General features: G+C 68.1%; 15 protein-coding genes. 13 read left to right on the top strand and 2 right to left on the bottom strand.

All coding sequences use genetic code 11. The annotated features are described in order from the left end of the window. The first annotated feature begins 83 nt into the window (after positions 1-83). A complete protein-coding gene (locus WKC72_RS09545) occupies positions 84-536 on the top strand; it encodes a MarR family winged helix-turn-helix transcriptional regulator (protein ID WP_037226211.1) in 453 nt (150 codons plus the stop codon). Then, the gene (locus WKC72_RS09550) at positions 533-1,957 is read left to right on the top strand and encodes an MFS transporter (protein WP_112300185.1); all 1,425 of its coding nucleotides are present in this window, start codon (positions 533-535) and stop codon (positions 1,955-1,957) included. Before WKC72_RS09545 ends, WKC72_RS09550 begins: the two co-directional genes overlap by 4 nt. Before the next feature lie 8 nt (positions 1,958-1,965). Here WKC72_RS09550 and WKC72_RS09555 read toward each other — a convergent pair whose 3' ends face one another. Further along, entirely contained in the window at positions 1,966-2,544 is a 579-nt protein-coding gene (locus WKC72_RS09555) for a helix-turn-helix domain-containing protein (protein WP_370182397.1), read from the bottom strand. A 68-nt stretch (positions 2,545-2,612) separates the two neighbouring features. On the opposite strand from WKC72_RS09555, the gene WKC72_RS09560 reads away from it, so the two are divergent. Then, on the top strand, positions 2,613-3,083 hold the full coding sequence (locus WKC72_RS09560) for a group II truncated hemoglobin (protein WP_009475460.1): 471 nt from the start codon (positions 2,613-2,615) through the stop codon (positions 3,081-3,083). Here WKC72_RS09560 and WKC72_RS09565 read toward each other — a convergent pair. Further along, positions 3,071-4,198 (bottom strand): nitric oxide synthase oxygenase, encoded by a 1,128-nt coding sequence (locus WKC72_RS09565; protein ID WP_370184311.1) that lies wholly within the window; start codon positions 4,196-4,198, stop codon positions 3,071-3,073. The two genes, WKC72_RS09560 and WKC72_RS09565, sit on opposite strands and share 13 nt — an antisense overlap. A gap of 141 nt (positions 4,199-4,339) precedes the next feature. Here WKC72_RS09565 and WKC72_RS09570 point away from each other — a divergent pair, with 141 nt between their 5' ends. The 10 genes from WKC72_RS09570 (at position 4,340) to WKC72_RS09615 (ending at position 15,359) form a co-directional block, all read left to right on the top strand. Continuing rightward, positions 4,340-5,314 carry an MsnO8 family LLM class oxidoreductase gene (locus WKC72_RS09570; RefSeq protein ID WP_370182398.1) on the top strand — a complete coding sequence of 325 codons (975 nt, stop codon included), beginning with the start codon at positions 4,340-4,342 and terminating at the stop codon, positions 5,312-5,314. Between the two features lie 111 nt (positions 5,315-5,425). After that, positions 5,426-6,442 (top strand): LacI family DNA-binding transcriptional regulator, encoded by a 1,017-nt coding sequence (locus WKC72_RS09575; protein ID WP_370182399.1) that lies wholly within the window; start codon positions 5,426-5,428, stop codon positions 6,440-6,442. Beyond that, positions 6,443-7,447, top strand: coding sequence for a 2-hydroxyacid dehydrogenase (locus WKC72_RS09580; RefSeq protein ID WP_037226196.1), 1,005 nt, complete (start codon positions 6,443-6,445; stop codon positions 7,445-7,447). Further along, entirely contained in the window at positions 7,444-8,661 is a 1,218-nt protein-coding gene (manD, locus tag WKC72_RS09585) for a D-mannonate dehydratase ManD (RefSeq protein WP_012689609.1), read from the top strand. The genes WKC72_RS09580 and manD overlap by 4 nt, the downstream gene beginning before the upstream one ends. 5 nt (positions 8,662-8,666) lie before the next feature. Continuing rightward, on the top strand, positions 8,667-10,196 hold the full coding sequence (locus WKC72_RS09590; RefSeq protein ID WP_370182400.1) for a mannitol dehydrogenase family protein: 1,530 nt from the start codon (positions 8,667-8,669) through the stop codon (positions 10,194-10,196). Between the two features lie 50 nt (positions 10,197-10,246). Further along, the gene (locus WKC72_RS09595; protein ID WP_037226190.1) at positions 10,247-11,626 is read left to right on the top strand and encodes an MFS transporter; all 1,380 of its coding nucleotides are present in this window, start codon (positions 10,247-10,249) and stop codon (positions 11,624-11,626) included. Beyond that, positions 11,623-12,237 carry a bifunctional 4-hydroxy-2-oxoglutarate aldolase/2-dehydro-3-deoxy-phosphogluconate aldolase gene (locus tag WKC72_RS09600; protein ID WP_037226187.1) on the top strand — a complete coding sequence of 205 codons (615 nt, stop codon included), beginning with the start codon at positions 11,623-11,625 and terminating at the stop codon, positions 12,235-12,237. Before WKC72_RS09595 ends, WKC72_RS09600 begins: the two co-directional genes overlap by 4 nt. Further along, positions 12,237-13,175, top strand: coding sequence for a sugar kinase (locus WKC72_RS09605; RefSeq protein ID WP_128641271.1), 939 nt, complete (start codon positions 12,237-12,239; stop codon positions 13,173-13,175). Before WKC72_RS09600 ends, WKC72_RS09605 begins: the two co-directional genes overlap by 1 nt. Before the next feature lie 35 nt (positions 13,176-13,210). Then, positions 13,211-14,281, top strand: coding sequence for an L-idonate 5-dehydrogenase (locus WKC72_RS09610; protein WP_370182401.1), 1,071 nt, complete (start codon positions 13,211-13,213; stop codon positions 14,279-14,281). Positions 14,282-14,369: 88 nt separating this feature from the next. Next, positions 14,370-15,359, top strand: a complete 990-nt coding sequence (locus WKC72_RS09615) for an MDR family oxidoreductase (RefSeq protein WP_370182402.1) — start codon at positions 14,370-14,372, stop codon at positions 15,357-15,359. Positions 15,360-15,382 lie beyond the last annotated feature (23 nt).

Here is a 15,382-nt window from a genome sequence, read left to right on the forward strand (position 1 = left end):
ATATCAGGACGATTACGTCCATTGAAGACCGGAAATAAAACAGCTAGACTGGCTAATGAACCTGACTGTGAGAGGGAGGCCCCATGGACCGCAAGGTCGATCAGCTCCGCGAGGACGTCGTTCTGTTCAACCGACGTATCCGGACCCAGCGAGCAGGGCACCTGCTCACCCCCTCTCAGCTCCAGGCCCTCGCGCATCTGGACCGGGAAGGTCCGATGAGCGCACGCGCTCTCGCCGATCTCGAGCAGGTGGCGCCGCAGTCCATCGCGCGGACCGTCTCGATACTCGAGGAGTCTGGCATGGTTACCCGGACCGTGGATCCCCAGGACGCGCGAGCGAGCATCGTCGCGATCACCGCGCTGGGGTTGCAGACGCTCGTCGACGACCGGTCGCGGCGTAGCGAGTGGCTGACGGCCGCGCTGGCCGCCGAATGCACCGACGCCGAACGTGACCTCCTCTTCATCGCCGGACGGCTACTCCGCCGGCTCGCCGGAACTCCCGAACCGGCGCCGCAGGAGTCACTGATGAACTCGTGAGCGCGACCGTCGCCGATACCGGCCTCGCCCAGAAGTCCCCGTCCGTCCCGTTCCGGGTGAGCGGTTCCGTCGCCACGGGAAGCATCCTCCAGCCGCTGAACTCGTCGATGATCGCGGTGGCGATCGTCGGCATCGCCGCCCAGTTCGGCTCCTCGTCCGGGATCACGTGGGTGATCTCGGGGCTCTACATCGCCACGGCCGTCACCGCCCCGATGGCAGGCAAGCTCGGCGCGCTGCTCGGAGCCCGGAAGGTCTACCTCGGGGGCCTCGCCCTGGTAGCGCTGGGCTCGATCGCCGGTCTGCTCGCACCCAGCGTCGGCTGGCTCATCTTTTCCCGCATCCTCGTCGGAATCGGAACCGCGACACAGTATCCCAATGCGATGACGATGATTCGCGGGTACGCGGAGCGACATGGCGCGCAACCGCGCACCGCGATCACGACCCTCGCGATCTGCAGCCAGGCGGTCGTGGCACTGGGCCCGACGCTCGGCGGACTGCTCGTCGGGGCGTTCGGGTGGCAGTCGATCATGTGGATCAACCTCCCGATCGTCGCGTTCAGCGCGGTCGCGGTCACGAAATTCGCGAAGGTCGGCTTCGTCGGCGGAATCTCGGTCAGCGGCCGGCAACTGCTGCACGCGCTCGACGTGGCCGGGGTCGTCCTGTTCCTCGGGCTCGTCTCGTCGACGATGCTGTTCCTGCTGTCGCTCACCACCGACCCCGTGTGGTGGCTGATCCCCGTGTGGGTGCTGGTGCTGGCCCTGTTCGTCCAATGGGAACGGCGGGCGGACGAGCCGTTCATCGACGTTCGGGCCCTGGCCCGGAACCGTGCGCTGAGCGCCACACTCGCCCGCACCCTCCTCACCTACACCGCGTTCTACTGTGTCTTCTTCGGCATCCCGCAATGGTTGCAGTACTCCCGCGGAATGAGCGCCACCGAGGCGGGTCTGACGATGCTGCCCGTCGCCGTCGTCGGTATCGGCTCCACGTTGTTCGCGTCACGGACGTATCGGCGGTACGGGGTGCGCCGAACGCTCACCGTCGGGACATGTGCGCTCCTGGTGGGCGGGCTGCTCCTGGCGTCGGTGGAGAGCAGTACGGCCCCGATCGTCGTGCTTCTCCTGGTGGCCGCAGTGCTGGGAATTCCCAATGGATTCAACAATATCGGCAATCAGAATCTGATCAGCTCGGTCACGTCGGTGGAGGAAGTGGGCACGGCGATCGGGATGTACCGCACCGTGCAGTACATCGGAGCGAACCTGTCCGCCGTCGTGCTGCAGACCACCGCCGGTCATGTGATCGGCGACGACGGACTGCACCGCACGGGCTGGTTCATCGCCGTCGCGGGTGTCCTCCTCCTCATCGGTGTCCTGATGTCACGGAACATGGGGGACCGGCGGTCGACGAACGCGTCGACGGCGTAGCAACCGCGTCAGGCCGGCGGCGTCCCGCCGACGGCCCGCCAGATCAATGTCGCGGTCCGGGCCGGCCAATCGGCGGGTGGGCGATCACCGGCCAACGCCCGGCCGTACCAACTGCCGGTGGTCATCGTGACGGCGACGTCGAGATCGGCGTCGGCGTCGATCAGCTTCAGTTCGGCGGCGCGGTCCAGGATGGCGCGGATTCGGCGCCGGCGCGGCGCCACCACCCGGGCGCGGTACTGCGCGCGGACGTCGGCGTCCGTGGTGTCCTGCAGCATCGTGCCGACCAGCGACAACCGGCCGCTCCGCGACACCCCGCGCTGGAAGTCGGTCAGCTCGCGCACCAGATCCCCGAAGGGATCGGCCGAGGCCCGCCCCGACCGTTCGTCGGCCAACTGCGCCACGACGGCGGCGGCGAGCTCCGACTTCGACGCCCACCGCCGGTACAGCGCCTGCCGGGTGGTGCCGGCCTCCGCGGCGATCGCGGCGATCGACATCGCGTCGTATCCGGCCCGGGACAATTGCCTGCCCGCCACTTTCAGCACGCGAGTGTCGATGTCGGTGTCGCGGCTGCGCCCGGTCACAGTCATGCTCGATCCTCGTTTCAATTCAATACTGATGTGTATTGTAATGGAGAAGACGGAGATGAGGAGCTCCCATGGGTGATCAGGAAACACCGTCCCTGTACGAATGGGCGGGCGGTGAGCAGTCGTTCCGGCGGCTGATCGACGCCTTCTACGACCGGGTGGAGCGCGACGACCTGCTGTCCCCGATGTTCCCCGGCGGAGTGCACGAGGAGCATCGCCGCAACGTGACGCTGTGGTGGTGCGAGGTGTTCGGCGGTCCACCCGGCTACACCGACCGACTCGGTGGCTACGAACGGATGTTGCGACACCACATCGGTCTGGACATCAGCCGGGAGCAGCGGCACCGCTTCGCCGCGACGATGAGTCTTGCCGCCGACGACGCCGGGCTGCCGTCCGACCCCGAATTCCGCTCGGCCTTCATGGCATACGTCGAGTGGGGCACCAGGCTCGCGTTACAGAACTCGAGCCCGGGCGCCGAGGTGGTCGAGCACGCACCCGTACCGCACTGGGGTTGGGGCGTCGCCCCGCCCTACCGCGGCTGACCGGAGATCGGGCAACCCGAGCTGGCGGCCGGGAGAAAGTTCGGGCGGATGTCCATGTCGGGTGCGTCGTAGAGCCGGTGGAACGTGGGGGTGAGCGCAGCCGACATCGGCGGGTTGATCCACGACCAGTCGGTCGGGCACTTCCGGCCGAGTGACTCTTCGCGTTCGACGTGGCTGATGAACTGCTTGGCAACGGTGTGATGATCGACCATGTGCACGCCGGCCTGCCGGTAACTGTGGATCACGGCGCGGTTCAGTTCGACCAGTGCGCGGTCGCGCCACAGCGTCCGCTCCGATGTCGTGTCCAGGCACAGCCGTTCGGCGATCGCGGGCAGCATGTCGTACCGATCCTCGTCGCTGAGGTTGCGGGCCCCGACCTCCGTGCTCACGTACCACCCGCTGAACGGGGCGAGCGGGTAGGTCAGCCCGCCGACCGAGAAGCTCATGTTCGACACGGCGGGAACGGCATGCCACTTGAGACCGAGATCGGCGAACCAGGCGTAGTCCGGGTGCTCGATCTCGACCTCGAGCACCAGCTCGGATGGAATCTCGTACCAGCGCAGCGTCTCGTCGGGTGTGCTGACCAGCAGCGGCAGCACGTCGAACGGCGTGCCTGCGCCCCGCCACCCCATCTTCGTCACCGCCTCGGTGATTCCGACCTGGGCGGGGTCCCCGGTCACCGTCCCGTCCGCGTGGCGGTAGCCCGCGTACCGGATCAGTTGCGGGCTGACGATCTTGTACTCGCGTCCGTCCGCCAGCGGTAGGGGACCGACCGTGATGACCGAGCGCAGGGCGCCGCCGTTCGTCGCGACCCGCAGGTGCTCCCAGCACGCCTCCGCAATCTCGTCCGCGGTGGTGACGTGCCGGGCATCGATCAGCTTCAGCGTGCGCCAGTGCTTGCGACCGACGCACCGGGCGTGGTTGCGCCAGGCCAGCTGCGAGCCGACTTCCAGTTCCTCCACGGTGTGCTCGTAGCGGCCCGTCTCCGCCAGCGACTCCAGTGCGTCCGCGAGGCGGGCCGTGGGCAGGTGGGCCAGCTCGGGCTCGCTGAAGAACTCTGCGCACTCCCGCATCTGCGCTGCGGACCGCGACGTGACGTCCAGCGAGTACGACATAGTCCCTGTGCTGCTCACCATTGACCTCCCGGCGATCGTGGATCCTGCGGCGGTCAGTATGTCAGCGAAGCGGGCACACTCGTCCACCGAGTGCGGGCGGGGTGAGGAAATACCGTCGGTCGACGGACCGTTGCCTCGGGGGTGAAGCTCTCGATTCTGGACCGGTCCCGCACGCGACGGGGTGTGCCCGACTCGGCCGCGCTGACCGGGACGATCGAGCGTGCGGTGCGTGCCGAGCAGCTGGGTTTCCATCGGTTCTGGGTGGCCGAGCATCATGCCGTGCCGGGCATCGCGAGTGGGTCGCCGCCCGTGCTGCTCGCTGCCCTCGGCGCCCGCACCGACAGGATCCGGCTGGGCTCGGGGGGTGTGATGCTGCCGAATCACCAGCCTCTCGTGGTGGCCGAGCAGTTCCTGATGCTCGAGGCGATGTACCCGGGCCGGATCGATCTGGGGGTCGGACGGTCGCTCGGGTTCACGAAGCCGGTGCGCGAGGCGCTGCGCCGTGACCGCGACGCCCCCGACACGTTCGCCGACGACCTCGACGAGGTGCGGAGCTATCTCGAGGGCAAGGGCGCCGTGACGGCCCGTCCCCAGGTGACGAGTCCGCCGCCGATATTCGTTCTCGCCACCCGGCGGGGGCTCGACTTCGCTGCGAAGGCCGGTCTGCCGGTGGTGGTCGGTGGGCCGGTCCTCGGAGGGTCGGGTACCCGCGTCCCGGAACTCGACCGGTACCGCGACAGCTTCGTCCCGTCCGCCGGAAATCGGTCCCCGTACGTGATGATCTCGCTCGAGGTGATGATCGCCGAGGACGAAGACCGGGCGCGTGAGCTGCTACTTCCGGAGGCGTGGGCGCTGGCGCAGTCGAGTCGGACCGGCGAGTTCCCGCCGCTCGAATCGGTCGCGGACATCCGGGGTCGGGCGTGGACTTCGCGGCTGCGCGAACAGGTCGACGCCTCGATCGTGACGTCGATCCACGGCACCGCCGAGCAGGTCACGGTCGCGCTCGACGCGCTGGCCGCGCGCACCGGCGCGGACGAACTCCTGGCCTCGACGTCGACGTTCGACCGGGCGGCGCTGTTCGAATCCGACCGGCTGTTGTCGATCCTGGACGTGTGAACGCGCACGAGCCCACGGTTGCCGCAAGCCTTGCGCAAGTATTGACAATCTTGCGCAAGACGGTGGATAGTGTGTGTCGGCAGTCACAACGAACAGCGAGGCGGTAGCACCGTGGCACCCACCTTGACCGAGGTCGCACAACGTGCAGGGGTATCCCTGTCCACCGCGTCGCGGGCGTTCAGTGCCCCGGACCGGATCGGACCCGACACGCTCGCGCGGATCATCGCGGTCGCCGACGAGATCGGCTATCGGGCGGCGTCACCGACGCGCACCGACGTGGTGCGCCCCACCGCCACCACCGTCGCGGTCGTGGTGCCCGACATCGGGCACACGGTCTTCGCGAGCTTCGTGAAGGCGGCGCAGGCTCAGGGGTGGCACCGGCGCCAGACGGTGCTCCTCACCGACACCGACGGCAGCGCCGACCGTGAGCGTGAGGTTCTCGGCGAGTTGCAGTCACGCGTCGACTCGCTCGTGGTCTGCGCTCCGCGGCTGCCCGCATCGGACATCGTGCAGCTCGCCGGCGACACCCCCTTGGTGCTCGTCAACCGCTCGTCACCCGAATGCGATTGCATCGTGGCGGACTCCGAGGACGGAATTCGTCAGGCCGTCGACTACCTCGTCGCCCTCGGGCACGAGCACCTCGCCTACGTCCAGGGCTCGCCGCAGTCCTGGTCGAACCAGCGTCGCGTCGCCGCGGTCGAGGAACTCTGCAAGGCCCGGGATGTGCAGCTGAGCCTGCTCGGCTGGCAGCAGGAAACCCTCGCCGGCGGTCATGCCGCGGCTGCGAGCGTGATCGCGACGGGCGCGAGCGCCGTGATCACGCACAACGATCCGATGGCCATCGGAGTGATGAACGGCGTCCGCGCAATGGGCTTCTCGGTGCCGGCGGACCTGAGCGTCGTCGGCATCGACGACTCGCCGCTGGCCGAACTCGCCAGCCCCGCGCTCACGAGCATCAACGTGCCGATGGCACGAGCCGGCGTGCTGAGTCTGGATCTGGTGTTCCAGCGCGCGAACGAGCCGGACTCCGATATCCGAGAAATCCACCTCCCCACTCAGCTGGTCGTCCGTGCTTCGGCCGGACCGGCGCACGATCGGGTGTTTCGCCCCGGAAAAGAGAGCCGCTAGATGAAAATCGTTGTTGCCGACCGCAACCTGATTCCGCACCGATCCCGGCTCGAGGCCACGGTTCCGTCCGATTCGCGGCTGTCCTGGCACGACGGCTTCGACGAAGCGGCCCTGGCCGAGGATCTTCGCGACGCCGACGTCTACGTCGGGGGAAAGTTCACATCATCCCTGGCGTCGTCTGCAGAGCGGCTGCGCCTCGTCCATGTCGCCGGTGCAGGAACGGACAATATCGCCTTCGACGCCCTGGCACCGGATGTGCTGGTGGCGAACACCTTCCACCACGAGAAGTCGATCGCCGAGTACGTCGTGGCGACCGCGGTGATGCTCCGGCGCGGTTTCGTGGCTCAGGACAAGGCGCTCCGGCAGGGGGTCTGGGCGACCTCGGTCTACGACGACCGTCTCACACAGTCGAATTCGCTGCAGGACGCGAAAGTGGGCTTCGTGGGGTTCGGCCACATCGGCCACGCCACGTGGAATCTGTTCCGAGCATTCGGCGCGACAGGAGCGGCCGTGACCGGCCGTGGCAACGTCGACGCGCCGAGTGCGGGATTGGACTGGGCGGCGGACGTTTCCCAGCTCGGGCGTCTCCTCGTCGAATCCGATGTCGTCGTCGTGTCCGCACCGCTCGACGACCGGACGCGGGGAATGATCGGCGCCGACGAACTGCGCGCACTCGGCAGCGACGGTGTGCTGGTCAATGTGGGCCGCGGACCTCTCGTCCAGGAGCAGGCACTGTTCGACGCACTGTCCTCGTCGACCATCGCGGCTGCGGCCATCGACGTCTGGTACGACTATCCCGGACCCGACGGTCGCGGGACGCCCAGCGCTCTGCCGTTCTCCGAACTCCCCAACATCCTGATGACACCGCACTCTTCCGGGGTGTCACGACAGACTTTCGTCGGCCGCGTCGACGACATCGCCGACAACATCACTCGACTCGCTCGCGGCGAGCAACTGCGCAACGTCGTCGCTCCCGCCGTCGGCTCGAAAGGATCACGAGCATGACCGACAAGATCATTTCCGCGGACGTACTGGTCTGCAGCCCCACCCGCAACTTCGTCACCCTGAAGATCACCACGGCCGACGGCGTCGTCGGTTACGGTGACGCCACGCTCAACGGCCGTGAACTGTCCGTCGCGTCGTACCTCCGGGACCATGTCGCTCCCTTGCTGATCGGACGCGACCCGGCGCGGATCGAGGACACCTGGCAATACCTCTACCGCGGCGTGTACTGGCGGCGCGGGCCGGTCACGATGGCCGCGATCGGCGCCGTGGACGTCGCCCTCTGGGACATCAAGGGCAAGACCCTCGGCCAGCCCGTCTACCAGTTGCTCGGTGGTGCCGTCCGCGACCGGGTGCTCTCCTACACCCACGCGACCGGGTGGGACGCGCCCGCGCTGCTCGACTCCGTCGACGCGAAGCGTGAGAAGGGCTTTCAGGCGATTCGAGTGCAGTCCGGGGTTCCCGGCCTGGATTCGGTGTACGGCGTTCACCAGGGCGCCGCCGGATACGAGCCCGCGAGCCGCGGCGCCCTCCCGGTCGAAGAAGTGTGGGACACGGACGCGTATCTCAACCATGCCCCCCGGATCCTCGAGGCCGTTCGCGAACACGTCGGTCCCGAACTCAAATTGCTGCACGACGCCCACCATCGGCTCACCCCGCAGCAGGCCGCGCGGCTGGGGAAGTCGGTCGAGCACGTGGACCTGTTCTGGCTCGAGGACGTCACGCCGGCCGAGAACCAGGATGCGCTGCGTCTGGTGCGGAACCACACCACGACACCCCTGGCGATCGGCGAGGTCTTCAACACGATCTGGGACTGCCAGCACCTGATCACCGAGCAGTTGATCGACTTCATCCGCGTGGCCATCGTCCACGCAGGCGGAATCAGCCACGTCCGCAAGATCTTCGCGCTCGCCGAGGTGTACCAGGTTCGCGGCGGACCGCACGGCCCGTCGGACGTCTCACCGATCTCCCTGGGCGCGAGCCTGCACCTCGGGCTCGCGACACCGAACTTCGGAATCCAGGAGTACATGGGTTACGACCCGCTCGTCAGCGAGGTCTTCCCCCACGCGTGGTCGTTCTCGGACGGTCACCTCACCCCCGGCGACGTTCCGGGTATCGGAGTGAACATGAACGAGGAACTCGCGGAAAAGTATCCGTACGAGCAGGCGTATCTCCCGGTTGCCCGGCGCCGCGACGGCTCCATGACGGATTGGTGACGGGCATGTCCGAACCGACACTCTCTCGCCGACACGTTCCCTCTGCGGCATTGATCCACCGGCGGGTGCCGGAAGGCACCGGGATCGTGCACCTGGGCCTGGGCAACTTCCACCGCGCGCACCAAGCGGTGTACACCGCGCTCGCGATGGAACGCGAACCCGGACCCTGGGGCATTCTCGGTGTGGCGAGCCGTTCGCGCGCCGTCGCCGATGCGATGAACGCGCAGGACCTCCTGTACAGCGTCGTCGAGATCTCGCCGGAGGGTTCTCGTGTGAGCGTCCCGGGTTCGCACACCGGAACCCTGGTGGCCGAACAGGACCCGGAGTCCGTCGTCCGCGCCATCGCGGACCCGGCGACGAAAATTGTCACGATCACGGTGACCGAACACGGGTACACGGTCTCACCCGAGACCGGTTCCCTCGACCTCGACTCCGACGCCGTGCGCCGCGACCTCGCCGAGGTGCGGACGCCCCGCACCACGATCGGGCAGATCGCCCGCGGACTGGCCCGGCGGGCGAGCACACACGCCGCCCCGATCACGATCCTCAGCTGCGACAACCTGCTGTCCAACGGGCGTCAGACCGAGAGGCTCGTACGCGAGTTCGTCGGCACCTTCGCGCCGCCGCTCCGCGACGACATGCTGTCCTGGATGACCTCGTCCGTGACGTTCCCCAACTCGATGGTGGACCGGATCGTGCCGTCCGGTGCGGACCGCTACAACGAGGCGGCACTGGCACACCTCGGCGTGCGGGACACGATCGCCGTCCCCGCCGAGCCGTTCACGATGTGGGTCATGGAGGAGCGGTTCGCCGCCGGCCGTCCCGTCTGGGAGCACGGCGGCGCGCTGTTCACCGACGACGTCGAGCCCTACGAGCTGATGAAGGTCCGACTGCTCAACGGAACGCATTCGCTCATCGCCTACCTCGGCGCTCTCGACGGGCGCGCCACCATCCCCGAGTCCGTGGCGCAACCGTTCGTCGAGGCCGCCGCGCGGCGGATCCTGTGCGACGAGTACCTGCCGACGGTCACCGTTCCCGAATCGGTGGACACGGACGACTACATCCGGCAACTGTTCTCGCGCTGGTCCAATACCGCTCTGGGGCACCGTACCTCGCAGGTCGGCTCCGACGGATCGGTCAAGCTGGCGCAGCGCATCCCGATCCCCGCACTCGAACATCTCGGCCGCGGTACCGTCCCGCAGTACCTGTCTCTCACGGTCGCGGCATACCTCTGCTGCATTGCCCCACTGCCCGGGTTCGATCCCGGCCCCCACGCACGATCCATGACCGACCCCGCTCGACCGCGCCTGGCAGGAATGGCCGACAACGCCGCTTCCACTACCGAATTCGTTCGCTCCGTCTTCGTCGACGGAGGTCTGTTTCCCAGCACTCTCGCTTCGCACACCGAGTTCGTCTCGCGGATCGCCGACTTCGTCGACATCATCGTCCGCCACGGGCCGGCAGTCGCCGCCGCCGAAGCATCCGACCCGGACCTCGGGACGATCACGTCGCTGCAGTCCAGAGCGGCCATCTGACTCCCTCACCCCTGCCCGGACAATTCCGGGAACCACCAATGGAGGAATCCATGGACACTACACTCGACCCCACGGTGAACCCGCAAACTCCCGGCCGCGCAGGCGGCACACCCCAGGCAGACCCGTCCGCGGTCCGCCGGGCGGCGTGGGCGGGACTCATCGGCACCACGCTCGAACAGTACGACTTCGTCATCTACGGCACCGCCTCGGCGCTGATCTTCAACACACTGTTCTTTCCGAACATCTCGCCCGCGGCGGGCATCCTCGCGAGCTTCAGCGCCTACGCCGTCGGGTTTCTCGCCCGGCCGCTCGGCGGCTTGTTCTTCTCGCGTTACGGAGAACGTCTCGGCCGCAAGTGGGTGCTCGTCGCGACGCTGATGCTGATGGGCGGCGCAACACTGGGTATCGGCCTGCTGCCCACCTACAGTCAGGTCGGGCTGCTCGCACCCGCTCTCCTCGTCGCCTGCCGGTTCTTCCAGGGCTTCGGTGCGGGAGCCGAACAGTCCGGCGGTGCAACCCTTCTGACGGAGACAGCGCAGATAGGCAGGCGAGGTCGGCTCGCAGCTCTGGTGATGACCGGGGCCGCGCTGGGCACTGCTCTCGGCGCAGTCGCGTGGATCGCCGCGCAGCTCCTGCCGGAAGAGCAGCTCATGTCCTGGGGTTGGCGTCTGGTCTTCATCAGTAGTCTGCTCGTCACCGTCGCCGCGTTCGTCATCCGCCGCAAGCTGACCGAGAGCCCGGTGTTCCAGGAACTCAAGGAGCAGCACCAGGTTCCGAAGACACCCGTCAAGGAGATCTTCGCGAACGGCAAGAAGCCGCTGTTCATCGTCATGTTCATGACGATCGGCATCAGCGCGCAGTCGTACACCTATCAGGTGTTCATGGCGTCGTACCTCAAGAACGACGTCCACGTCGACCCCACCTTCATTCCCAAGGTGCTCCTGGTCGGCGCCATCTGCGGCGGCATCGCCGCCTACGGGTTCGGCCGTCTCTCCGACCGGGTGGGCCGCAAGCCGGTGTACATCTCGATCGTGATCGCTCTCATCATCCTGCCCGTCCCGACCTTCCTGGCCCTGAACACCGGCTCACACCTGCTGATCACGATGGCGATGATCGTCGGCTTCATCCTGGCCTGCCAGGGCGCCGTCGGCGTCACCATGAGCTACTTCCCGGAGATCTTCGGCTCCCGCTACCGCTACGCCGGCGTCACTCTCGGCCGTGAATTCGCCTCGATCTTCGGGGGCGGCGTCGCACCGCTGATCTGTGCGGCCCTCGTCACGGCCTTCTCCGGCTCGTGGATCCCCGTGGCCGTCTACATGATCGTGATGGCCGTGACCGTTCTGATCGCCTCGGCGATGGCACCGGAAACCCGCGACCGCGACCTCACGCTGGCCGCCAATGCCACCGACCGTGAGGTGACGGCGGCATGACCTCCTCCGTCATCGCGGTGCTGCGCGCCGCGCACGCCGACCGGTACGCCCCCGTCGTCAACGTCCTCGCCGAGAACGGCGTGCGCGCCGTCGAGCTGACGATGAGCACGCCGGGCACCCTCGAGTCCCTGAGCAGCATCCGGCGCGATGCACCCGACGGCGTCGAGATCGGGGTCGGGACGGTCACCACCGTCGACCAGGCCCGCGCCGCCCTCGATGTGGGAGCCGACTTCCTCGTGACGCCGACGACCAACCTCGAGGTCATCGCCACGGCCGTCCGTGCCGGAATCCCCATCTATCCGGGCGGATTCACCCCGACCGAACTGTGGAACGGATGGAACGCCGGTGCGACTGCCGTGAAACTGTTCCCGGCATCGGTAGTCGGACCGGAGTACATCGGGCACCTGCGCGGACCCTTCCCCGACATCCAGGTCGTCCCTTCGGGTGGGGTGAGCATCGAGGACGTCCCCGCGTGGGTCGCCGCCGGAGCGGCGGCGGTCAGCCTCGGCGGCCCGCTGATCGGTGACGCACTCCGCGGCGGCGACCTCGGTCAGCTGGCCGAACGATGCCGGCGCCTCGGCGACGTCGTCGCCGAACTGGAGGTCGTGTGATGGCGGTGCTGACATTCGGCGAGACGATGGCCCTCACCCGGGCTGTGGACACCGGTGCACTCGCCCACACATCGACGCTCCACCTGGGAATCGGCGGCGCCGAATCGAACTTCGCGATCGCCTTGCGGCGACTCGGCGTCGACGTCACCTGGATCGGTCGCGTCGGCCAGGACAGCCTGGGCGACCTGATCGAACGGGAACTCCGGGCCGAGGGAATCACCGCCGACGTCATCCGCGATCCGGATGCTCCGACCGGACTGATGGTGAAGGAGCGGCGAACCGCCACTGCCACCCGCGTGTGGTACTACCGGACCGGCAGCGCGGGGTCGCGGCTCACGACGTCGGACATCGCGGACGCCCGCCTCGAGTCGGCGTCCCTGCTGCACGTCACCGGCATCACCCCAGCCTTGTCCGACTCTGCCAGGAAGACCACCCTGCATTGCGTCGAACGGGCACGCGCACTGGGTATTCCGGTGTCGTTCGATCTCAACTATCGCCGCGCGCTGTGGTCGCCGGACGACGCGGGCCCCGTCTTCCGTGAGCTGATCGCGTTGTCGGACATCGTCTTCGCAGGTGAGGACGAGGCCGCGATCGCAGTGGGCGAGGGCACCCCCGCCGAACTCGTCGCCCGTGTCCGCGACCTCGGACCACGCGAGAGCATCCTGAAGCTGGGCGACCAGGGATGCCTGGCGATGGTCGACGGAGAGACGTACTCCCTCCCCGCGGTGCCGGTGAGCGTGGTCGACTCCGTCGGGGCAGGAGACGGTTTCGTCGCCGGCTACCTCGCGGAACGCCTGGCCGGGAAGGCACCCGCCGACCGCCTGAAAACCGCTGTGACGGTGGGGGCATTCGCATGCACCGTGTCCGGCGACTGGGAGGGCATGCCGCGCCGGGACGAACTCGGACTCCTCACCACCACGGAACCCGTCACCAGATGACGAGCTCCGACCTCCGACAGAACTGGATTTCACCGATGAACACCAGCCCGACCACCGCCTCCGAAGCCACCGAGGTTCCGACGCACGCGCAGGCGGTCGTCGCCCACGGTGCGCAGGACCTGCGCGTGGAGGAGGTGCCGATCGCCGCACCGAAGGCCGACGAAGCGGTGATCCGCATCGCCTACGGCGGCATCTGCGGATCCGACCTCCACTACTGGCAGCACGGCGCCGCCGGCGAATCGATCCTTCGCGCACCGATGCGGCTCGGACACGAGGCATCGGGCACCGTCCTGATCGGCGCGACGGACGGAAGCGGTCCCGGCGCAGGCACCCCCGTCACCATCCATCCCGCGACCCCCGGCGGCGACAGCGCGAAGTATCCGGCCGATCGTCCCAATATTTCTCCCGGATGCACATACCTGGGCAGTGCGGCGCATTTCCCGCACGCGGACGGGTTGTTCGTCAGCCACGTCGCCGTCCCGACGCGCATGCTCCGGGTTCTTCCCGACGGCCTCGACCTTCGTCTCGCCTCACTGGCCGAGCCGGCGAGCGTCGCGTGGCACGCGGTCGCGCGAGCAGGGGACGTGAAGGGCAGGTCGGTCCTCGTCATCGGTGCCGGACCCATCGGCGCGCTCGTGGTGGCGGTACTGAAGCGAGCGGGCGCCGGGAAGATCACGGCGGTGGACATGCACGAGTACCCGCTGAGGATCGCGCGCGCCGTGGGTGCGGACGAGACACTCACCGCAACCGATGCCGACGCAGTCGCGGCCGTGGAAGCGGACGTCACCATCGAATGCTCGGGCAACCATCGCGGTCTGGCATCGGCGATACACGGAACGGCCCGCGGCGGCCGGGTCGTGATGGTCGGATTGCTTCCGTCCGGTGATCAGCCGGTACCCGTGTCGATTGCAATCACCCGGGAACTGGACCTGGTCGGCTCGTTCCGGTTCAACGACGAGATCGACGAGGTGGTGGCCGCCCTCGCCGACGGCTCGCTGGTGGTCGATCCGATCGTCACGGCCGAGTACGACGTCGCCGATGCGCTCACCGCCTTCGCGGCGGCCAGGGATGCGTCGTCGTCGAGCAAGGTGCTCCTCAGGTTCTGATCCGGGGAACTTCGCCCCGGCCTCGTCTGCGGGGCACGGCTGTCGCATGATGGTCTCGACGCACCCCCGAGGTCAGGAGAGCAAGCTGATGAAGGAATTCACCGCCTGGATCGCTCGCGAGAACGAGGGTGCCATCGGCCTCTCCCAGGAGACGGTCCGCGAGTCGTTCCTCCCGCAGGGCGAGGTGACGATCCAGGTCGAATACTCCAGCGTGAACTTCAAGGACGCGCTGGCGCTCACGCCGAAGGGTGGAGTGGTCCGCGAGTACCCCATCGTGCCCGGCATCGATGTGGCAGGCACCGTCGTCGAGTCGCAGTCCCCGGAGTTCTCCGTCGGCGACACGGTCGTCGCGCACGGCTACGACATCGGCACCGCCCGGCACGGCGGGTACGCGCAGTTCGCCCGCGTTCCGGCCGACTGGGTGGTGAAACTCGACGGCATGTCCACCCGCACCGCCGCCGCGATCGGGACCGCCGGCTTCACGGCCGCGATGAGCGTGGAGGCACTGCTGTCCCGTGGAGTCGCGCCGGGCAACGGTCCGGTGCTCGTGACCGGTGCCAGTGGCGGCGTCGGCACCGTCGCCGTCGACCTGCTGTCGGCGGCGGGCTTCGAGGTGGTCGCGTCGAGCGGAAAGCCGGAGAAGGCGGAACTGCTCACCGAACTGGGCGCGAGCACGGTGATCGGACGACTCCCGGAGCCCGACACGAAACCGCGTCCGCTCGGCAAGGCCCAGTGGGCCGCCGCGGTCGACTGCGTCGGCGGCGCCACCCTCGCACACGTGCTCAGCACCATCGAGTACGGCGGCGCGGTCGCGGCGAGCGGGCTGACCGGCGGACCGAAGTTGGAGACCACGGTCCTGCCGTTCATCCTGCGTGGTGTCAGCCTGCTCGGGATCGATTCGGTGCAGTACCCGATCGACCAGCGGCGCCGGCTGTGGGGCCGTCTCGCGTCCGACCTCGCGCCGTCCCGGCTCGAGTCGATCACCCACGACGTTCCGATCGCGGACGTCGTCTCGGTGATCGACCGGGTGCGAGCCGGCACTTACTCGGGCCGGGCCGTCGTGGCTGTCGCCCCGTGAGTACTTATTAACGTCCGGCGGTT

The sequence above is a fragment of the Rhodococcus wratislaviensis genome, assembly GCF_041228765.1.
Taxonomy (GTDB): domain Bacteria; phylum Actinomycetota; class Actinomycetes; order Mycobacteriales; family Mycobacteriaceae; genus Rhodococcus_F; species Rhodococcus_F wratislaviensis.